Genomic DNA, 20,807 nt, shown 5'->3' on the forward strand with positions numbered 1-20,807 from the left:
TATAAAGGATGAGTTATGAATTATGGAGATTATAAGCATTTGTATCCCTTGTTATAATGAAGAGAAAAGTCTTCCTATTTTTTATAATGAAATAATACGGATTGCTAAATTAATGAACGAGGTTGAATTTGAATTTGTTTTTGTGGATGATGGGTCATCTGATAACACTTTAGATATTATTAAAGATCTTGCTAATTCAGATAATCGCGTTAGATTTATATCTTTCTCACGGAATTTTGGAAAAGAAGCAGCTTTATATGCAGGTATTAAATATTCCAAAGGCGATTATGTTGCAGTAATGGATGCGGATATGCAGGATCCACCAGCACTCCTTCCTAACATGCTTAAGTCTATTAAAGAGGAAGGATACGATTGTGCTGCTACAAGAAGAAATTCTAGAAATGGTGAACCCGTAATACGTTCTTTCTTCGCAAGAATGTTTTATAGAATCGTAAAAAAAATATCAAAGGCTGAAATTATTGATGGAGCGCGCGATTTCCGACTAATGACTCGTCAAATGGTTAATGCGGTATTATCAATGGGAGAATACAATCGCTTTTCAAAAGGTATTTTTGGTTGGGTAGGTTTTAAAACCAAATGGTTTGAATTCGAAAATATTGAAAGGGTAGCTGGTGAGACTAAGTGGTCTTTCTGGAAGCTCTTTATTTACTCGATTGAAGGAATTGTCGCATTTTCTACTGTTCCGCTTGCTCTTTCTTCATTAATAGGCTTGTTTTTTTGTTTTGCTTCTTTTGTTCTTATTTTGGTTATTATCTCTAAAACTTTATTGTGGGGTGATCCTGTAACTGGCTGGCCTTCACTAGCATCTATAGTTTTTTTTGTTGGAGGGATTCAACTTTTTTGCACTGGAATTATAGGGAATTATTTGGCGAATATTTATCTGGAAACAAAAGGGCGTCCAATATATATAGTAAAACAAGAAGGATAGCATGAAAAATATAGTTGTGGAAAAGACACAAGAGGTATGTATGAAACTAACTAATAATAAGCTCATAAGGTTCCTACTCGTTGGTGTATTTAATACAATTTTGGGCGCAATTACTATGTTCCTGTTGTATAATTATTTTGGATTTGGATACTGGAGTTCAAGTGCATTGAGCTATTTATTTGGTGGGGTTATTAGTTATTTCTTAAACAAGACCTTTACTTTTAAATATGGTAACTTCGACTACAAATCATTTTTTCAATTCTTTTTAGTAAGCTCAGTATCTTATTTAGTTGGTTTTCTTATATCTAAGCGCCTTATACTAGAAATTATAAATTTACTTTCTTTAAAGTTTTCAATAGAAACTAATGAACAACTAGCAATGTTATTCGGTATGGGGTTATATACAATTTTGAACTATTTAGGACAGCGTTTATTAGTATTTAGAAAATAATCGTAAAGGATTTGACATATGATAGATCATATAAAAAAGTTTTCCAATAAATATAATGTTACATTACTGTTTATATTTTTTTCAATTATTATGTTTATAGTGAATCTACATGTGGATAGTAATATTTCAGATGATATTGAATTTAAAAAGGCTCTAACTGAGGTGAGTTCTTTTGAATTTGTCAAAAATTACTATTTAAATTGGAATGGCAGAATTATGATTAATTATTTCCTTACAAGTATAATAGTTCTAGATCCAATTGTTTGGAAAATACTAAATACCATGATTTTTATCTTGCTATTTTTAACTATGTATAAGATTGTATTAGCCATAACTGGAGATAGAAGAGAGAAAAAGACATACTTGATAATATCTATTTGCCTGTCCATTTTTTTATTACCTGATGCAGTTTTTTGGAGTGGTAGCATTTGGGTTACTGGATCTTTTAATTATCTTTGGCCTACTGCTCTTGGTTTATTTAGTTTAATCCCTATAATTTATAATTATTTCGAGAAGGAGTATAATAATAAGTTAATAATTTTTAATTTATTGGCTGGGATATATGCTGCATACTCAGAGCAAATAGCTGCGATTGTGATTACTTTTAGCACAATTCTAATTTTACTTTCTGCTCTTAAGAAAAAGAAAATACATATACCTTCTATGCTTGTTTTAGCAGTTGTCATAATTAATGCTATTATAGGTTATACAGCACCTGGGAATGTCAAAAGATTTACCTCGGAAGCTTCATTATTCCCGGAATATGAAACGTTTTCCGTGTTTAAGAAATTATTTTATGGGTTGTTTTATAGTCTTTGGCATCTTGTTAATGAGGCTAGTTCTATAATGTTTATAATCTCATTACTCATTACAATATTGATGTTCACAAAAAATAAAAGAATAATGTATAGAATAATGTCCTTAGTACCGGTGGCATATTTCGGTATACGCATAATTTCTGCAAAAAGCAGACCAGGGAATGTTACTACGGCATTTGATCAAACTCTTGAAATGTTCATTAAAAGCAATAAAATTTCTATGTTTGATAATTTATATGATCTCCCCAAAATATTCAGTGATTATAATTCAAAATCAGTAAGTATGAATGTTTCGATATTATTGGGCTTACTAGTTTTTCTTTGTATTGCCTTGTCTATTGTGAAGTTATTTGGAAATTCTAGGATAACAATTGTGAGTGTTCTCTTTTATATGGCTGCTTTAGCCTCAAGTATTGTCATTAGTTTTTCACCAACTATTTATGCCTCAGGGCATAGAGTTTTTTATGCGACTGACATTCTCTTATTAATACTACTAGCGACTTTACTTTCTGTTTTATTAAATACTATAACAGAGTCAAAAGCTCTATTTAGAATTTGGATTTATTATGAAGCTATTTTAGTTTTTCTGGCACTGAGGCATCTCACTTTTTATATCATTCTTTATTGATAAGAACAAATTTGAAAAAAAATCTTGAATAATGTCAACATCATAAAGATCTGAGGATTATCATGCTTACCAAAACCGTTAGTGTACAACTAGTAACATATAATAGTACTGATGATATTGTAGATTGTTTAAAGGCAGTCCTTGCACAGGATTATCCACTAAAATGTATTGTGATTGTGGATAATAACTCTACAGATGATACTATAGAGAAATTAAGAGGAGCATCAAGCTTTGTCGATCCTATGGGTAAACCCCTTATGGCTATCTTCCCGGATGAGGAAATCTTAAATATTGATAAAAAATCATCTGAAATCACTGACCTACAATTGTTTGTATATCAGAACTTATGTAACACTGGTTTCGCCCATGCTCACAATAAGGCTATCGGTGTCACAGATACGGACTACGTACTTGTCCTAAATCCAGATCTGATACTAGCGAAGGATTACGTATCTAGATTAGTTACACGGCTGGAGGAAAATCCTTTAATTGGCAGCGCCACAGGTAAGCTTTTGCTAAAGGCTGATCACGGATTAGTGGATAGCACTGGTCTTCGGATGAACAAAGCACGTCGTGCGTTTGACCGTGGTGCGGGTGAGTCAGCAGAACAATGGACACAGTCGGGGACAGTATTTGGTGTATCTGGGGCAGCGGCGATGTATTCTCGGCGGATGATTGAAGACGTTAGTGTTGATGGGGAGTTTTTTGATGCAGATTTTTTTGCATATAAGGAAGATGTGGATGTGGCTTGGAGAGCCCAGCTATTTGGCTGGCAGGGGTATTATGATGCTGAGGCAATTGGGTATCATGAACGTGGGTGGAAAACGTCTGGCCGTAGTACCAAACCAATGTTCATCCGGCGAATATCTTACATTAATCGCTACAAAATGATCTACAAGAATGAATCGGCTCGAACTATGCTGAAGACAATCTTGATTTCCCTTCCCTATGAAATTGCCGCTCATGGTTATATGCTTCTGAGAGAGCCGAAGTTAATCGTAGCGTGGAAATCCTTTTTCACTCAGCTCCCAGCGTTAAAAAAGAAACGAAAATATATACAGACCATCGTAAAAGAGCGAAAGAACACGTAAATCAAACAGTATCTGGAAAAACCTCCCTGAAAGGTCACCTCCTCTCAGGGAGGTTTTATGTTATAATAATTGTCGGTAGATTACTATATTTGTCAGGAGCGTTACGCAGTGAATGTAGATGTAAGCATACTTATTGTCAATTACAACACGTGTCGCCTGACGATGGACTGTATCAGGTCGGTATATGACTCAGAAACGAACTATTCCTATGAGATTATTTTGATAGACAACAATTCCCATGATGATTCGGTAGAGATGATTGGTAGAGAGTTTCCAAGTGTCATGTTGATCGCAAATAACGACAATGTCGGTTTTGCCCGTGCAAATAATCAGGGGATGGAAGCCTCATCCGGACGGTATATGCTTTTGCTCAACTCAGATACGGTGGTACGCAGGGACACGCTGGAGACGATGATCTCCTTTATGGATGGTCGGCCCGATGTTGGGGCGTCAGGGTGTAAGATTATTTTGCCAGATGGGTCGCTGGATAAAGCGTGTAAGCGAGGATTTCCTACACCTTCAGCTTCCTTCTATTATGCTTTTGGTTTCAGTAAGTTGTTTCCGGATCGACCGAAGTTTAACGGTTACCAGTTAGGTTATCTGGACCCTGATCTTGATTACCCGATAGATTGTCTGGTGGGTGCGTTTATGCTGTTGCGGCGGGAGACGATTGATCAGGTCGGCGGATTAGATGAAGAGTTTTTTATGTACGGTGAGGATTTAGACTGGTGCTATCGTATTAAAGAGGCTGGTTGGGAGATTTATTATTATCCGAAGACCTCCATCGTCCATCTCAAAGGCGGCAGTGCCAGACATAGACCGTTCAAGATCGTCTATGAATTTCACAGGGCAATGATTTTATTTCATCGTAAGCATTATAGTAGGAAGTACAACAGTATTATAAATGGAACAGTGTATGCTGGTGTTGGTGTGAAGTTTGCTCTGTCCCTTTTGCGGAATGCCCTAATCTTTCCTAAAGCAGTTCTATCACCTGCACAGAGTCTTAGCTCTGCTATGGAAACAGGCGCTCGTAAAGATAAGAATACTGAGGTGAGATTATGATTCGGCGGAATCAGAAATTTTTGACACAGCTCTATATGGTTGCTGACTTTCTTGTCATCCAACTGTCCTTTTTAGCGGCTTGGTGGATCAAGTTCAAGAGCGGATGGATGGAATCCTATAACACGCTGCCTGTAGAGTCTTACGCTTATTGGAGTATGATTTATGGCGTAGTAGCTGTCTTAATTGGTATCCTTTTATCGCTTTATTTGCCTAAGCGTAAGAAACGTTTTGTCGATGAATTTATTAAGATTTTCCAAGTGCATATCATGAGTATTTTCATCCTGCTCGGTCTAATGTTCTTCGTGAAAGAAATTGACATCTCCCGTACATATCTGGCTATTTATATGGGGTTTAATGTTCTTTCCATTATGCTTTACCGTTATGTGCTGAAGAAGATGCTTAAATCATTGCGGGAAAAAGGATTGAACCGCCAGTTCGTACTTATCATCGGCGCAGGTACTCTTGGTAAAAGATTCTACAACAATTTGGAACAATATCCTGAGCTTGGATATGAAGCCATTGGCTTTTTAGACGATTACCATACTTGGGACGGGATTGAGGAGCAACGGTATAAACCGATTCTGGGAACGGTCGATCAGTTATCCGGAATGCTGGAGATGCTGCCTGTGGACGAGGTTATTCTTGCTTTGCCACTCGATGCACATTCTAAATATTCTTCGATTATTGCGGCCTGTGAAAAAGCAGGGGTACGCACATTGATTATTCCGGATTTCTTCGATTATTTACCAGCTCGTCCTTACTTTGATAACTTTGCAGGTATGCCAATGATTAATGTTCGTGATATTCCACTGGATATGACGGGGAATAAGATGGCAAAACGTTTGTTTGATATCGTGTTCTCTCTATTCGCGATTATTATGATATCTCCCGTGATGCTGATCGTAGCTCTCGGCGTACGTCTTACCTCACCGGGACCGATTATATTCCGGCAGGAACGGGTGGGACTTAATCGGCGTAATTTTATGATGTATAAGTTTCGTTCAATGAAGATGCAGCAGGACGGGGAAGAGGATACAGGTTGGAGTACGCGGGAAGATCCTCGTAGAACTCGATTTGGAACCTTTATCCGTAAGACAAGTCTGGATGAGCTTCCGCAATTTTTTAATGTGTTACTGGGTCATATGAGTGTAGTTGGCCCACGGCCAGAACGACCATTTTATGTAGAACAATTCCGTGATGAAATTCCGAAGTATATGGTGAAGCACCATGTGCGTCCAGGAATTACGGGCTGGGCACAGAGCAATGGGCTGCGCGGGGACACTTCAATTGAGGAACGGATTAAGCACGATATTTTCTATATCGAGAACTGGTCCTTACTGTTCGACATTCGAATTATTTTCAAAACGATTCGCAACGGCTTCGTTAACAAAAACGCATATTGAGACCTGCACTTATTTAGATTTGTGAAATTTTAATAATACCCCGTTTTGCCACTGGCAGAGCGGGGTATTAAATTTCTAATCTAAACTTTGTAAAGGAAACTCACAACTATGAATAAGAAAAAGATTATTGCAACCGTAGTAATGATTGTCGCACTAATAATGATATTTGTAATAACGTTGAACAAAGAGGAAGAGCAACCCGTGAGCGGCTTTGAAGCGCACAAAATCGTTGCACATGCCATGGGGGGAATCAACGGCTATGCGTATACCAATGCTTGGGAGGCATTTGTCGCTAACTATGAACGGGGCACTCGCGTATTTGAAGTTGATTTTTTGCTATCGAAGGATGATCAGTTGGTTGCTCGGCATGAATGGACAGGCAATATGAGCAAGCTTTTAGGTCAGTTGGAGGTTCTCCCTGCTAATAAACAGGGTGTGGCACTAGATTACGAGGAATTTATGGACAGCCCCATCCTGAATATATACTCTCCCCTTGATATTGAGAAGGTGCTTGATCTAATGCAGAATTATCCAGATGCTTATATCGTTACGGATACCAAAGAAATCCAACCGGAACTTATAGAGAAGCAATTTACATTGCTGACCGAAGCGGCGCAGCGTCGGGATCCAGCGTTGTTGGAGCGGATAGTTCCACAGATCTACAATCAGCCGATGCTTGATGAGATCAATAAGGTGTATTCTTTTCCAGAAGTGCTTTACACCCTGTACCAATCTAAGGATACGGATGAACAAGTTATTGAGTTTGTTAAAAAAACAGGTGTGGATATTACGATGCCAGTTAGCCGGGCCACCAAGAGTTTTGTCAAACAGTTAAAAAATATTGGAGCTCGTGTATACGTTCATACAGTGGATGAAGAGGATGAGATTAGAGAGCTATCTCGTATGGGTGTAGACGGATTTTATAGTGATTTTGTGCCTGAAAATGATTTGAATAACCTCAGAGGTATACGCTGAAATCTTTCTCCACTCATTACAACTAATATATCCCTGCAAAGTGCTGCTTTCCTCAGATGCGTATTCAGGTACTTTGCGGGGACCCAAAATTTATATGCGAAAAAATGTTCGTATTTTTGTTCGCTTTAAATTGACACACCTCCTGTGCTGGCATAGACTAGATCTATATCTTTTGCGGCGGCAGGAGTGTTTTGTCTTGCCCAAATGACAATTAAGGATGATTCTCATGAAATCAGTACAGCAAATGATCAAACCTTGGCGGCATGTGTTTAAGTTGGACCCGGATCGTATGATTTCTGATGAGGATTTGGAGGCTGTTTGCTTGTCCGGCACGGATGCCATATTGATAGGGGGCTCTACAGGAGTAACCTATGAGAATACAGTAGATCTCTTATCAAGAGTAAGACGTTTTGAGCTGCCCTGTGCACTCGAGGTATCCGAACTTGAAGCTGCTGTACCCGGATTTGATCTTTATATGATTCCTATGGTGCTAAATACACCCGATCCAGCTTGGATTGTAGGTCATCATCGTCGAGCTATAGAGCGTTATGGATTTATGATCCCATGGGATCAGCTGCTAACGGAAGGTTACGTCGTTTTGAACAGTGATTCTTCAGTTGCGCGGATTACAGGGGCCGAGACAACCATTAATGCTGAAGAGGCGGCTGCGTATGCCCAGGTTGCGGACAAGCTGATGTCTCTGCCAATAGTATATCTTGAATATAGCGGTAGATTTGGGGAGATGGAGACAGTACGTATCGTGCGTGAGATGGTGGAGCAAGCCCAACTATTTTATGGAGGCGGCATTACTTGTGAGGCGGAGGCCGAGCAGGCAGCAGCTCTATGTGATACAGTAGTTGTCGGCAATATTATTTATCGGGATGTAGAGCAGGCAATTCGTACGGTATTAGCTGTTAAAAAGACGGTGCAAGAGCAGTTCGAGTAGCGGCTAGCTTATGGACTACTTATGATTTGTAATTTCATTTTTGGAAAGGAGCATGTTACACATGCAACTTATTAACATACAAGACGCGGTCAGCCGATTGAATCCTCCACAAAGGCAGGCTGTCGAAACTACTGAAGGACCCCTTTTGATTATGGCTGGTGCGGGCAGTGGGAAGACGAGAGTGCTGACTCACAGAATTGCCTGGCTGATTGCTAATCGAAAGGCGCCGCCTTGGGCGATTTTGGCGATTACATTTACGAATAAAGCTGCGAGGGAAATGCAGGAACGTGTATCTAAGCTCGTTGGACCTGAGGGAAGAGATATTTGGGTATCTACCTTTCACTCCATGTGTGTTCGGATCTTGCGGAAGGATATTGAGCGGATTGGATTTACCTCCAACTTCTCGATTCTGGACTCTACAGATCAGTTATCAGTTATTCGTAATTGCATGAAGGAACTGAATATTGATACGAAAAAATTCGAACCGAAAGCTGTACAAGCCATAATTAGCGCATCTAAGAATGAGTTGATAACTCCGGCGCAGTATGAGCAAAAAGTCGGTGATTATTTCGAAGGTTTAGTTGCTAAGGTTTATAAAATGTATCAAAGACGTTTGAGAAGCAATAACTCGCTTGATTTTGATGATTTGATTATGAAGACTATCGAATTATTTAAGGAAGTTCCCGAGGTTCTGGATTTTTACCAAAAGAAATTCAAATACATCCATGTGGATGAGTATCAGGATACGAACAGAGCACAATACATGTTGTGCCGCATGCTGGCAGACAGCCACCACCGCATTTGTGTGGTAGGGGATAGTGACCAGTCGATCTATCGCTGGCGTGGTGCGGATATTACGAATATTCTTAATTTTGAAGAGGATTATCCGGAAGCGAAGACGATTCTGCTAGAACAAAATTACCGTTCAACCGCTAATATCCTGAATGCAGCCAATGGGGTAATCGCGCTTAATAGTGGCCGTAAACCGAAAAAGCTGTGGACCGATTCCGAGGAAGGCGCCAAGATTAAGGTGTACCGGGCGGATTCCGAGCATGACGAAGGATATTTTGTAACCGGAGAAATCAGCAAAAATGTGAAACAAGGTCAAGCCTACCAGAATCACGCGATTTTGTATCGGACGAATGCTCAGTCACGGGTAATAGAGGAAATTCTGATCAAATCAGATATTCCATATCAAATCGTTGGCGGGATCAAGTTCTATGATCGTAAAGAAATCAAGGATCTGCTGGCGTATCTACGTTTATTGTCTAACCCTGATGATGATATCAGCCTGACGCGTATTATTAATGTTCCTAAGCGTGGATTAGGAGATACAACGGTTGGTAAGCTGGCAGCTGCGGCTGGTGAACGTGGTGTTTCTATTTTCCGAGTACTGCAAACGGTCGATGATTTGGGCTTTGCTGGACGGACGCGGAATATGCTAGTAGAGTTCTACGATATGATTGAAGCTCTGCACCGTATGGTAGAGTTCTTGTCTGTAACCGAATTGACGGAAAAAATATTGGAGATGTCCCAGTACCGTTTGGAGCTGCAAAATGAAAATACACTCGAATCACGTTCGCGGCTAGAGAATATCGATGAGTTCTTATCGGTGACGATGGAGTTTGAAAAAAACAATGAAGACAAGTCGCTGGTCTCCTTCCTCACGGATCTTGCACTTATCGCAGATATCGATAGTGTGAACGATGATGAAGAGGATCGTAGTGATGCGGTTGTGTTAATGACGATGCACAGCGCCAAAGGTCTGGAGTTCCCGACGGTATTTATCGTCGGAATGGAAGAAGGCGTGTTCCCACACAGCCGTGCCTTTCAGGACAACGACGAGCTGGAAGAGGAACGCCGGCTTGCGTATGTAGGGATCACCCGCGCGGAGAAACAACTGTTTCTCTCTTGTGCGCGGATGCGCACGCTCTTTGGGCGGACGACGGCGAACCAACCGTCCCGCTTCTTAGAGGAGATTCCGGAGGAACTGAAGGAAGATACCGTTAAGACTCAAGACCGCTTCCAGCGCGGAGGCGCGGAGGTAGGCGGTGCTTACGGCGGACGCGGCTTCGGCAGCGGTGGCCGTGGGAACTTTGGCGGCCGAGGCGGAGCCGCCGGAGCTACACCGGCAGGCGGCGGAAGCACGGCGTCAGCGGCGGCAAGCAAGAGCAGCGTGACCGTGACCTCCGGAGGCGCACAGCGTGCTACCGGAGCAGGAGCTGCAGCAGCTGGCGATTACAAAGCGGGTGACAAGGTCTCCCACGGCAAATGGGGCACCGGCACCGTTGTATCTGTTAAAGGCAGCGGGAATGACACGGAGCTGCAGATTGCTTTTCCGGCACCAGTGGGTGTCAAACGTCTGCTTGCGGGGTTTGCGCCGATTACCAAAGTGGAATAATAGCAGACAACGATTAACGAACGGATATTTAGACCACGCTAACTTTAGGAAACTTATTGACGGAGGGATGTACCTGCATGGATGCTATGCATGTGATGGAAGAGCTTGTTGCGGAATTAAATAATTATAATTACCACTACTACACGCTGGATGCACCGCTAGTCAGCGATAAGGAATACGATGTTTTATACGACAAGCTTGTAGCACTGGAGGCTGAGAGTGGCTTCGTGCTACCAGATTCGCCTACACAACGTGTAGGTGGAGAGCTGCTTAAGGGCTTCACGCCGCATCGGCATCTGGCACCGCTTTGGAGTCTGGATAAAGCACAGAATATTGAACAGCTGCGCAGCTGGAATACCCGGGTGCTCCGGTTAGTGAATGAATACAATCTTAAGAATCCAGACAACCCTCTTCCTGATCCTTGTTATGCAGTAGAACTGAAGTTCGATGGCTTAACGCTGAATTTAACCTATCGTAATGGTGTTCTCGAACAGGCATCGACGCGTGGCAATGGTGTAGTTGGCGAAGGAATACTTGCACAGGTGAAGACCATCAAATCCGTTCCATTGACGATTCCCTTCAAGGATGGGGTCATTGAGGTTCAGGGTGAAGGGATTATGAATCTGTCTGTGCTGGCTGATTATAATACAAGGGCTGCAGAGCCGCTGAAGAATGCGCGTAATGCAGCAGCAGGTGCACTGCGTAATCTTAATCCGAAGACTACTGCGGACCGCCGTTTGAACGCTTTTTTCTATAATGTAGGCTTTGCAGAAGGTGCGGAGTTCGCTGATCATCAGGAAATGATGGATTTTCTGCGGAATAACAAATTTAAAGTGAACCCATACCTGACCTACTGTAATGATTTTGATGATGTAACTGAGCAGCTTGCTGGAATCGAGGAGAGTCGTTCGAGTCTCGATTACCTCATTGATGGGGCTGTAATTAAGGTCACGGATTTCAGAATCCGTGAGGTGCTTGGATACACTGACAAGTTCCCACGTTGGGCAGTAGCTTATAAATTTGAAGCCGAAGAAACGACGACCGTGCTGGAGTCTGTTAGCTGGAATGTAGGTCGTACAGGTAAAGTGACTCCGCTGGCTCGGGTTGAGGCTGTAGAGCTTGCTGGAGTTACCGTTCAGAACTGCACCCTGAATAATGTGGGTGATATTGAGCGCAAAAACTTGAAATTCGCCTTAGGTTCGCGGGTCTTTATTCGCCGTTCCAATGATGTTATCCCAGAAATTCTCGGCAAGGTAACAGAGGAGAATGACGGTGGAGAGATTATTTTCCCTGAGGATTGTCCAGCTTGTGGATATCCGTTAGAAATGCGCGGAGCACATCTTTTCTGTAACAATAAACTGAATTGTAGGCCGCAGATTATCAGTCGGATCACCCACTTTGCTTCGCGTGATGCGATGGATATTGAGACATTCAGTGAGAAGACGGCGGGTCAGCTCTATGATGAGCTTAATGTACATGACTCTGCGGATCTGTATGAACTGAACTTTGAGCAGCTCGTACAGCTGAACCGTTTTGGTGAGAAAAAAGCACAGAATTTGCTGCAAGCTTTAGAAGATAGCAAAGGTAGAGATCTTGCTTCATTTCTCTTTGCGTTAGGGATCCCTAACACAGGTAAAGCAACGACGAAGATGTTGGCTGATCATTTCCGCGATCTGGATGCCGTGATGCAGGCCAAAGCCGAGGAGCTCGCTGAGTTACCAGACATTGGTGGGATTGTCGCCGAGAGCATTGTCAGCTTCTTCGCAGATCCAGTTGTAGTAGCTAATGTTTCCCGCTTGCGGGCGTTGGGTGTGGAAGCGAAGGCTCCTGAGGCGCCACGTCCTGTTAGTACCGATTCCTTCTTTAGTGGCAAAACGGTCGTATTGACCGGTTCCTTGCAAAAGCTTACCCGAGATGAAGCAGCTGAACGTCTGGAAGCACTCGGAGCAAAGGTGTCCGGAAGTGTGTCCAAGAAGACAGATTTAGTTATCGCTGGTGAAAAAGCTGGCAGTAAGCTGGCTAAAGCGCAGCAGTTAGGCATTCAGGTCATTGAGGATGAAGATGAGCTAATTCGCTTGTTGGATATGTAAGTAACAAACTATATTCGATTCCAAAAGGTTCCGGGTTCCATTTCGTTTAAGTGCGAGAGGAGCAGGGGCCTTTTTTGCGTGGATACAACTAAACGTTTCTTTTTTAGAAAAAAATTCGGATGATCTGCTAATATATAGGCTATAGATATTTATTACTATATTTGAAAGGAAACCCTTCCTGTGAAGAGAGAAACGATATTGTTAGTAGATGATGAGAAGGAAATTGTAGAACTGTTAACGATTTATCTCTGTAATGAAGGCTATAGACTGCTAAAGGCTTATGATGGAATGGAAGCGCTGGAATGTCTGCAGAAAGAGGAAGTTGATCTAATTATTCTTGATGTCATGATGCCTAAAATGGACGGGTTAGCTGCATGTATGAAAATCCGTGAAGAGCGGAAAATGCCAATTATCATACTATCAGCCAAAAATACAGATATGGACAAAATCTCCGGCCTGAGCCTCGGGGCAGATGACTACGTGGGCAAGCCGTTTAATCCCTTGGAGATTGTGGCACGAGTAAAATCACAGCTGCGCCGTTATCACGGATTTAATAAGGATAGTAATACGTTGGGAAACGACAGCAAACTAAGCTTTGAGGATCTGACTATAGATACGTCTAAGCATGAGGTGTATGTAGACCAGCAGAAGATTAAACTGACTCCGCGGGAATTCTCTATTCTAGAGCTTTTGGCGAGACACCAAGGTCAAGTGCTTAGCTTGGAGCAAATTTACAATAAGGTATGGAATGAACCTTTTCTAGATGGCGGTAACACAGTGATGGTACATATTCGTAATCTCCGAGACAAAATCGAAATCGATTCGAAACGCCCACGTTACATACAAACCGTCTGGGGAGTTGGCTATAAATTGGACGGACCTTCCTGAAAGGATTAGGTGAGGCTTCTTGAATTCTAAATATATAACGACGATTCGCTGGAAGTTTATGTTCGCTTTTTTGCTGAGTGTGCTTTCAGGCGCTTTGCTGCTTATGGCAGGGTACCAACTCGTCAACTTTATGATCTATCTAAATCCGGCTTCAGAGTCGGCGCCCTATTCACGCATACTGCGCTGGATTATTAATCATATTGGTTCTATGCCACTAATGACAGCAGCGGGTATTATCAGCTTTTTATTATTCTTTTTTATCTACACTCGTAAAGTTGTGCTGTATCTGGAAGAGATCACGAAAGGGATTCGAGAAATTACAAGCTCCGGGATGTCCCATAGAATTGAAGTCAGAACCACGGATGAGCTGGGTGTGCTGGCTGAGAATATTAATGAAATGGCTGAGCGTTTGCAGCACTCCATAGAGGAGGAACGTAAAGCTGTAAATGCAAAAAATGACTTGATCACAGGTGTTTCCCATGATTTACGCACCCCGCTTACCTCTGTCTTGGGTTTTCTGGAATACATCGAACAAGATCGATGTCAGGAAGAAGCGGAAATACGGTATTACGTGGATATAGCCTACAACAAATCCCTGGTGCTGCGTAAACTGATCGATGATCTTTTTGAATACACACGTGTAAATAGTGGAGAGTACCCTTTGGTTATGCAGAGATTGGATTTGAAGGCTTTCATACGGCAGCTGGCGGAGGAGTCGGTTCCTGAACTAACAAAGGCGGATATGGTCTATGAGATCGAGGACGTTGCTGATGAGTTATGGATAGAGGCTTCGCCTAAAGAATTAGTACGTGCTTATGAAAATCTGATTACTAACGCGATCCGTTACGGCAGAAGCGGCGGAAAATTGGAGATAGGTTTCAGTAAAAAGGAAAAGGATGCTGTGGTCCGTATTAGCAACTTTGGAGACAGGATTGCGGAAAGTGATATCCCTTTTATTTTTGAACGATTCTATCGGGCAGAAAAGTCGCGTTCACAGCATACAGGTGGCTCAGGGCTTGGACTTGCGATTGCCAAAAGTATCATCGAACGCCACAATGGCGTTATTTATGTAGAAAGTACATCTCTTCGCACGGATTTTATTACCCGTTTCCCATTCTTCATAGAATCTTAAGAAAACTCTGGCGGGTTCTTAAGATTTGGAAGTTATCCTTGTGGCACAAGGAGGGAACTACCATGCCAAAACTTCGGACGGTTCGTATCAGCTATTTATATATTTTTATGGGTTGCGCTCTTTTGAGTGCTGCCTTTCTTTTTGTTGTCCAGCGGGCTGTCGCTTTGCTGTATTCTCATTATTCGGGCCAATCAGAAGCCTTTTTTGTCCGGCTTATTCATTGGGTTATTAATCATTTGGGTCAAACCCCTAGTGCCATCCTTCTATTTATTCTAGTCTTCGGTGGGCTGTATGTTCTTCGTTCACAGAAAATAGCTGATGATTTGCGCTCGCTAGTGGTGGGAACCTCGGAGCTGGCAGACAAAGGAGTCGCTCAGAACATCAAGGTTCTTTCTGGAGGAGAAATAGGTGAAATTGCTGCTAACCTCAATCGAATGCAAAGAATAGAAGTTCCAGATAGGGATGCAAGCTCAAAGCGGATAGAGGACACACCAGCAGTAGCTTTATTAATAAGGACTAGGGCGATACTTCGCACCCTCCGTGAGGTTGAAGAGGATGAGGCGGAAGTACATACACTTCTTGCAGCAGCGAATGATGAAGTGCGCAGTATGGAGCGGTTCCTGGAGAACCTGATTATCGAATCATGAGCAGATGGAATGCACGCACCCGGATATTGCGAGTAGGGTACCTATTATTTGATGTGAGTGTTATTAGTACGGTATTGGCGCTTTTGATTTTTTTTTATGTATACCAGTATGGGGGGATCGTACTTAACCGGCATGAGGATAGGCTGCAATTGCCAGAATCAAGCATCATCACAGCTTCAGATGGAACAGTTATACGAATGACTCCGCTACCGAGCTCGGGTTATAGGCTTACAGCAGAGCTTGAGGAGATGCCGGCTTTATTGATAAATACCTTTTTAACAGTAGAAGACCGCCGTTTTTATAGCCATCAAGGGGTCGATTATAAAGGGATATCACGCGCTTTCTTAAAAAATATCTTGGACATGAGTTTATCAGAAGGTGGCAGTAGTATTACTCAACAGCTTGCTCGCAATCTTTATTTGAACAGAGATAAGAATATGCTGCGCAAGTTAAATGAAACCTCTATTGCTTTTGCCTTGGAGCAGCGACTGACGAAACGTAAGATTTTGCAGCTGTACCTCAATCAGATTTATATGGGGCGGGGACAATATGGAGTAAAAGCAGCAGCGAAGCGTTACTTCGGCGTGTCTGATCTGAAAAAATTGGAGATCTGGCAAATAGCCACTCTGGCGGGAATCCCTAAAGGCCCCTCTATTTATAACCCAGTAGACAATAGTGCATTATCCAAAACGAGAAGAAATCTAGTGCTAAAGATGATGTTCAATCAGCGACTAATCACGTATGAGCAAATGCAGGAAGCTCTGAATAAACAATATCAGCCTCCAGCTGCGGTCGAAAATGGGGTTGTCGGAGTGTATTATGTGGATGCCGCCCTTAAGGAAGCGGCTCAGATCACAGGGAAATCCGTAGAGGAGCTTCGTACAGGCGGCTACACTATAGTTACAGGTTTGAACATCAAAGCACAGCAGGCACTTGAGCAGGCCGTTCTCAAAGAGGCTTCATTTCCACCTGACGGAAAAGATCAGCAGGTAGAAGCAGCTATGACCATAATGGATCATCGTACAGGAGAAGTAGTGGCGTTGATTGGTGGGCGAGATCAAAACGAGGGCAATTTGAACAGAGCTATTATTGATGCACGTCAGCCTGGTTCCAGCTTTAAGCCGATCATTGATTATGGACCTGCACTCGAGAGCGGGAAATTCAACTCGAGTAGTGTGCTGTCCGACCGTAAAGTTGCTTATGGCAGCTATAAGCCTGAGAACTTGAACGGTATATACCAAGGTCAGGTTACAATGAACACAGCTTTGCAAAAGTCCATCAATGCACCAGCTGTATGGCTATTGAAGCAGGTTGGAATCTCTTCTGCGCGGCAATTTGCCGCCAAATTAGGAATTGTACTGACGGAGGAGGACAATCATTTATCTATAGCTTTGGGGGGGCTTCATAATGGGGTTTCTCCACTAAAAATGGCCCAGGCCTACAGTGTCTTTGCTAGTGGAGGCAAATTTAATGCGGCTCATATGGTGCGCTCCATAACGGATTCAAAAGGGAAGGTCTTGTATACTCATCCCTCTGAATCACGTCAGGTAATCTCGCCGCGTACCGCAGAAGCGATGACGGCTATGTTACGCAATGTTGTTAATGAAGGAACAGGGAAAAAAGCGCAGATGAACAGACCAGTAGCGGGAAAGACCGGTACGACCCAATTGGACTTGGCTGGCGTGAGCAAGAAAGCCAATCGGGATCTTTGGTTTGTAGGCTATACTTCGGAGTGGACAGCTGCGGTATGGATGGGTTTTGATCGTACGAATCAGGATAATTATATGACTGAAGGCAGCGGGAAGGCTGCCGCTCTATTTTCTACAGTAATGAGTAAAGCCTTAAGTGATCATTGAGAAGTTATTGCGCCGCCCATTCTTCTAATTTCTCATCTCTAGGAAGCAGCAAGGCAAGAAACCCAAGCAGCGGGAGGAAGCCGCAAGCGATGAACACTTTAGCAATCCCGATATTATCAATGAGGTTGCCGAGGACTAATGAGCCGATCCCGCCGAGTCCAAAAGCAAGTCCCGTGATCAGACCTGAAACTGTGCCAATGTTGCCTGGATATAGCATTTGAGCATAAATGACGGTAACCGAGAAGCTGGACAGAAGTATGAAACCGCCAATCAGCAGCAATACAGCCGCCCATAATGGACCTACAAAGGGTAGAGCAAGCGCAAAGGGGACGGTTCCGACCATTGACAGTAAGATGAGATTACGCCGTCCAAAACGGTCAGCCAGCGGACCCCCAAAAAATGTACCCACTGCGCCAGCAGCCAAATACATAAAAATATAGATTTGGGCTTTATCCAGTGACATTTGATATTTGTCCATTAGATAGAAGGCGTAGTAGCTACCGATAGAAGCGCCATACCAAGACCTAACAAAGACTAGGAATACAAGAATAATCGTTGCTGTTCGTATGCTTTTTCGGCGGGTGGGGTCGATTGCTCGTGCTGTTGATTTTTTATGAAAGGTATAACCGGCATCTAGCATTTCTCTATACCAGCGAGCTACATAGGTCTGAACAGCGATTCCGGCAGCCGCGACGATCGTGAAGCCTAGGGCACCAATCTGGCCAAAGGGGATGAATACCCATTTCGTAAGCATTGGACCAAGGGACTGTCCAGCATTGCCGCCCACTTGAAAAATAGATTGCGACAATCCCTTTCGCTGACCTGCGGCCATATGAGCAACACGCATACCCTCTGGGTGGAAGGTGGCTGAACCGAATCCGATCAGGATAACCGAGAATAAGACCAGAAAATAGCTATTGGCATAAGCCAATAGAAGTACACCTAAAAATGTGCTGCACATACCTAGTGGTAATAATATAGGACGGGGTTTACGGTCTGCAGCATATCCAATGACGGGTTGGATTACTGATGACGTCATATTTAAAGCGAATGAGATCCATCCAATCTGGGCGAAAGAGAGCAGTAGATTATCTTTGAGAATAGGGAAGATTGCTGGAATGACTGCCTGTATAGAATCATTAAATAAATGAACAAAACTGACAGCTAACAAAATTTTATAAATCGTTGCCTGCTGCAGATTACGCTGCTCTTTGTCCTTGCTGTCTACCGTGGACGCAGCGTCTGTAGGTTTGGTCTTCATTTTGACTCCTCTCTGTACTGATAGTTAGAAGGTAAGATTGGCGAATACGATAAATTCTATTTAGCCACAAATAATGGATGAATGGTATCAATTTGTGTTGTATCGAAGTTATTTATACGAATGATTTTTTTATTTCAAAAAAAGCTTGCAAACTCAATGACAGCATGGTATATTATCTCTTGTGCTTACGACGCATCGCACATACGAAACACAAGCGATGAAAAAATAAGTTGACAAGATAGAAACAAACATGATATACTCTAATTCCTGTGCAAGAGACATTGGATGTCGAAATGCCAGGAGCAAGTTCTTTGAAAACTGAACAAATGGAACGCGTTAATTTTTAAAAAGATTCATTTAATGAATCGTCAGTTTCAAAATGAGCACATCGCTCTTTTCAATACTAATTGGAGAGTTTGATCCTGGCTCAGGACGAACGCTGGCGGCGTGCCTAATACATGCAAGTCGAGCGGAGTTATTTTGAAAGCTTGCTTTCAAAATAACTTAGCGGCGGACGGGTGAGTAACACGTAGGCAACCTGCCCTTCAGACTGGGATAACTACCGGAAACGGTAGCTAATACCGGATAATTTCTTTTTTCTCCTGAGAGAAGAATGAAAGACGGAGCAATCTGTCACTGAGGGATGGGCCTGCGGCGCATTAGCTAGTTGGTGGGGTAACGGCCCACCAAGGCGACGATGCGTAGCCGACCTGAGAGGGTGAACGGCCACACTGGGACTGAGACACGGCCCAGACTCCTACGGGAGGCAGCAGTAGGGAATCTTCCGCAATGGGCGAAAGCCTGACGGAGCAACGCCGCGTGAGTGATGAAGGTTTTCGGATCGTAAAGCTCTGTTGCCAGGGAAGAACGTCCGGTAGAGTAACTGCTACCGGAGTGACGGTACCTGAGAAGAAAGCCCCGGCTAACTACGTGCCAGCAGCCGCGGTAATACGTAGGGGGCAAGCGTTGTCCGGAATTATTGGGCGTAAAGCGCGCGCAGGCGGCTATTTAAGTCTGGTGTTTAAACCTTGGGCTCAACCTGAGGTCGCACTGGAAACTGGGTGGCTTGAGTACAGAAGAGGAAAGTGGAATTCCACGTGTAGCGGTGAAATGCGTAGATATGTGGAGGAACACCAGTGGCGAAGGCGACTTTCTGGGCTGTAACTGACGCTGAGGCGCGAAAGCGTGGGGAGCAAACAGGATTAGATACCCTGGTAGTCCACGCCGTAAACGATGAGTGCTAGGTGTTAGGGGTTTCGATACCCTTGGTGCCGAAGTTAACACAGTAAGCACTCCGCCTGGGGAGTACGGTCGCAAGACTGAAACTCAAAGGAATTGACGGGGACCCGCACAAGCAGTGGAGTATGTGGTTTAATTCGAAGCAACGCGAAGAACCTTACCAGGTCTTGACATCCCTCTGAATCTGCTAGAGATAGCAGCGGCCTTCGGGACAGAGGAGACAGGTGGTGCATGGTTGTCGTCAGCTCGTGTCGTGAGATGTTGGGTTAAGTCCCGCAACGAGCGCAACCCTTAACTTTAGTTGCCAGCAGGTAATGCTGGGCACTCTAGAGTGACTGCCGGTGACAAACCGGAGGAAGGTGGGGATGACGTCAAATCATCATGCCCCTTATGACCTGGGCTACACACGTACTACAATGGCCGGTACAACGGGAAGCGAAGCCGCGAGGTGGAGCCAATCCCATCAAAGCCGGTCTCAGTTCGGATTGCAGGCTGCAACTCGCCTGCATGAAGTCGGAATTGCTAGTAATCGCGGATCAGCATGCCGCGGTGAATACGTTCCCGGGTCTTGTACACACCGCCCGTCACACCACGAGAGTTTACAACACCCGAAGTCGGTGGGGTAACCCGCAAGGGAGCCAGCCGCCGAAGGTGGGGTAGATGATTGGGGTGAAGTCGTAACAAGGTAGCCGTATCGGAAGGTGCGGCTGGATCACCTCCTTTCTATGGAGAATCGTTCTCTGCAATGAGAACATTCAAATCGGAAGCTCAGCTTCCACAACTAATTAACGTGTATCCATTTGTTCGGTTTTGATGGAATTTGCGGGGCCATAGCTCAGCTGGGAGAGCGCCTGCCTTGCAAGCAGGAGGTCAGCGGTTCGATCCCGCTTGGCTCCACCAACAAACTTCATCTATTTGTTATGTCTATACACTTGATCCTTGAAAACTGGATACCGAAACGAATTTGCGT

15 protein-coding genes, 1 tRNA gene and 1 rRNA gene are annotated in these 20,807 nt (G+C 43.5%); 16 read left to right on the top strand and 1 reads right to left on the bottom strand.

Annotated features, from left to right (window positions below):
• The first annotated feature begins 22 nt into the window (after window positions 1-22).
• The 14 genes from MHH49_RS12405 to MHH49_RS12470 all read left to right on the top strand — a co-directional run bounded on the left by MHH49_RS12405 (window position 23) and on the right by MHH49_RS12470 (window position 17,337).
• Complete coding sequence (locus MHH49_RS12405) at window positions 23-949, top strand: glycosyltransferase family 2 protein (protein ID WP_036678648.1); 927 nt, start codon at window positions 23-25, stop codon at window positions 947-949.
• A 1-nt stretch (window position 950) separates the two neighbouring features.
• Window positions 951-1,400: a GtrA family protein gene (locus MHH49_RS12410; protein WP_081383742.1), complete on the top strand. Its 450-nt coding sequence runs from the start codon at window positions 951-953 to the stop codon at window positions 1,398-1,400.
• A gap of 18 nt (window positions 1,401-1,418) precedes the next feature.
• Window positions 1,419-2,846: a DUF6056 family protein gene (locus MHH49_RS12415; protein WP_036678651.1), complete on the top strand. Its 1,428-nt coding sequence runs from the start codon at window positions 1,419-1,421 to the stop codon at window positions 2,844-2,846.
• A 62-nt stretch (window positions 2,847-2,908) separates the two neighbouring features.
• Entirely contained in the window at window positions 2,909-3,937 is a 1,029-nt protein-coding gene (locus tag MHH49_RS12420) for a glycosyltransferase family 2 protein (RefSeq protein ID WP_036678654.1), read from the top strand.
• Between the two features lie 162 nt (window positions 3,938-4,099).
• Window positions 4,100-4,999 carry a glycosyltransferase family 2 protein gene (locus MHH49_RS12425; protein ID WP_051491035.1) on the top strand — a complete coding sequence of 300 codons (900 nt, stop codon included), beginning with the start codon at window positions 4,100-4,102 and terminating at the stop codon, window positions 4,997-4,999.
• Window positions 4,996-6,402: an undecaprenyl-phosphate glucose phosphotransferase gene (locus tag MHH49_RS12430; protein ID WP_036678658.1), complete on the top strand. Its 1,407-nt coding sequence runs from the start codon at window positions 4,996-4,998 to the stop codon at window positions 6,400-6,402. The genes MHH49_RS12425 and MHH49_RS12430 overlap by 4 nt, the downstream gene beginning before the upstream one ends.
• Window positions 6,403-6,510: 108 nt before the next feature.
• Window positions 6,511-7,377, top strand: a complete 867-nt coding sequence (locus tag MHH49_RS12435; protein WP_036678660.1) for a phosphatidylinositol-specific phospholipase C/glycerophosphodiester phosphodiesterase family protein — start codon at window positions 6,511-6,513, stop codon at window positions 7,375-7,377.
• A gap of 226 nt (window positions 7,378-7,603) precedes the next feature.
• Window positions 7,604-8,323 (top strand): heptaprenylglyceryl phosphate synthase, encoded by a 720-nt coding sequence (locus MHH49_RS12440; RefSeq protein WP_094902717.1) that lies wholly within the window; start codon window positions 7,604-7,606, stop codon window positions 8,321-8,323.
• Between the two features lie 61 nt (window positions 8,324-8,384).
• A complete protein-coding gene (pcrA, locus tag MHH49_RS12445; protein ID WP_036678664.1) occupies window positions 8,385-10,724 on the top strand; it encodes a DNA helicase PcrA in 2,340 nt (779 codons plus the stop codon).
• A gap of 77 nt (window positions 10,725-10,801) precedes the next feature.
• Window positions 10,802-12,814 carry an NAD-dependent DNA ligase LigA gene (gene ligA / locus MHH49_RS12450; protein ID WP_036678665.1) on the top strand — a complete coding sequence of 671 codons (2,013 nt, stop codon included), beginning with the start codon at window positions 10,802-10,804 and terminating at the stop codon, window positions 12,812-12,814.
• A gap of 180 nt (window positions 12,815-12,994) precedes the next feature.
• On the top strand, window positions 12,995-13,702 hold the full coding sequence (locus tag MHH49_RS12455; RefSeq protein ID WP_036678667.1) for a response regulator transcription factor: 708 nt from the start codon (window positions 12,995-12,997) through the stop codon (window positions 13,700-13,702).
• Window positions 13,703-13,721: 19 nt separating this feature from the next.
• Window positions 13,722-14,834, top strand: coding sequence for a sensor histidine kinase (locus tag MHH49_RS12460; RefSeq protein WP_036678670.1), 1,113 nt, complete (start codon window positions 13,722-13,724; stop codon window positions 14,832-14,834).
• Between the two features lie 62 nt (window positions 14,835-14,896).
• The gene (locus MHH49_RS12465) at window positions 14,897-15,481 is read left to right on the top strand and encodes a HAMP domain-containing protein (protein ID WP_036678672.1); all 585 of its coding nucleotides are present in this window, start codon (window positions 14,897-14,899) and stop codon (window positions 15,479-15,481) included.
• 53 nt (window positions 15,482-15,534) lie between these two features.
• Window positions 15,535-17,337, top strand: a complete 1,803-nt coding sequence (locus MHH49_RS12470; protein ID WP_235219412.1) for a transglycosylase domain-containing protein — start codon at window positions 15,535-15,537, stop codon at window positions 17,335-17,337.
• Window positions 17,338-17,341: 4 nt separating this feature from the next.
• On the opposite strand, the gene MHH49_RS12475 is transcribed toward MHH49_RS12470, so the two are convergent.
• On the bottom strand, window positions 17,342-18,598 hold the full coding sequence (locus tag MHH49_RS12475) for an MFS transporter (protein ID WP_076215995.1): 1,257 nt from the start codon (window positions 18,596-18,598) through the stop codon (window positions 17,342-17,344).
• 404 nt (window positions 18,599-19,002) lie between these two features.
• Between MHH49_RS12475 and MHH49_RS12480 the strand changes: the two genes are divergently transcribed.
• Together MHH49_RS12480 and MHH49_RS12485 are read left to right on the top strand one after the other, a co-directional pair.
• Window positions 19,003-20,560 (top strand): 16S ribosomal RNA (locus MHH49_RS12480).
• Between the two features lie 101 nt (window positions 20,561-20,661).
• Window positions 20,662-20,737, top strand: a tRNA-Ala gene (locus MHH49_RS12485).
• Window positions 20,738-20,807 lie beyond the last annotated feature (70 nt).

The organism is Paenibacillus sp. FSL F4-0122 (genome assembly GCF_038002845.1).
Classification (GTDB): Bacteria; Bacillota; Bacilli; order Paenibacillales; family Paenibacillaceae; genus Paenibacillus_AQ; species Paenibacillus_AQ odorifer.

What these genes read in the sequence shown, in the direction of transcription:
- MHH49_RS12435 (WP_036678660.1), top strand. Translation starts at nt 6,511, where the DNA reads ATGAATAAGAAAAAGATTATTGCAACCGTAGTAATGATTGTCGCACTA.
- ligA (WP_036678665.1), top strand. Translation starts at nt 10,802, where the DNA reads ATGGATGCTATGCATGTGATGGAAGAGCTTGTTGCGGAATTAAATAAT.
- pcrA (WP_036678664.1), top strand. Translation starts at nt 8,385, where the DNA reads ATGCAACTTATTAACATACAAGACGCGGTCAGCCGATTGAATCCTCCA.
- MHH49_RS12405 (WP_036678648.1), top strand. Translation starts at nt 23, where the DNA reads ATGGAGATTATAAGCATTTGTATCCCTTGTTATAATGAAGAGAAAAGT.
- MHH49_RS12430 (WP_036678658.1), top strand. Translation starts at nt 4,996, where the DNA reads ATGATTCGGCGGAATCAGAAATTTTTGACACAGCTCTATATGGTTGCT.
- MHH49_RS12415 (WP_036678651.1), top strand. Translation starts at nt 1,419, where the DNA reads ATGATAGATCATATAAAAAAGTTTTCCAATAAATATAATGTTACATTA.
- MHH49_RS12475 (WP_076215995.1), bottom strand. Translation starts at nt 18,598, where the DNA reads ATGAAGACCAAACCTACAGACGCTGCGTCCACGGTAGACAGCAAGGAC.
- MHH49_RS12425 (WP_051491035.1), top strand. Translation starts at nt 4,100, where the DNA reads ATGGACTGTATCAGGTCGGTATATGACTCAGAAACGAACTATTCCTAT.
- MHH49_RS12440 (WP_094902717.1), top strand. Translation starts at nt 7,604, where the DNA reads ATGAAATCAGTACAGCAAATGATCAAACCTTGGCGGCATGTGTTTAAG.
- MHH49_RS12410 (WP_081383742.1), top strand. Translation starts at nt 951, where the DNA reads ATGAAAAATATAGTTGTGGAAAAGACACAAGAGGTATGTATGAAACTA.
- MHH49_RS12420 (WP_036678654.1), top strand. Translation starts at nt 2,909, where the DNA reads ATGCTTACCAAAACCGTTAGTGTACAACTAGTAACATATAATAGTACT.
- MHH49_RS12465 (WP_036678672.1), top strand. Translation starts at nt 14,897, where the DNA reads ATGCCAAAACTTCGGACGGTTCGTATCAGCTATTTATATATTTTTATG.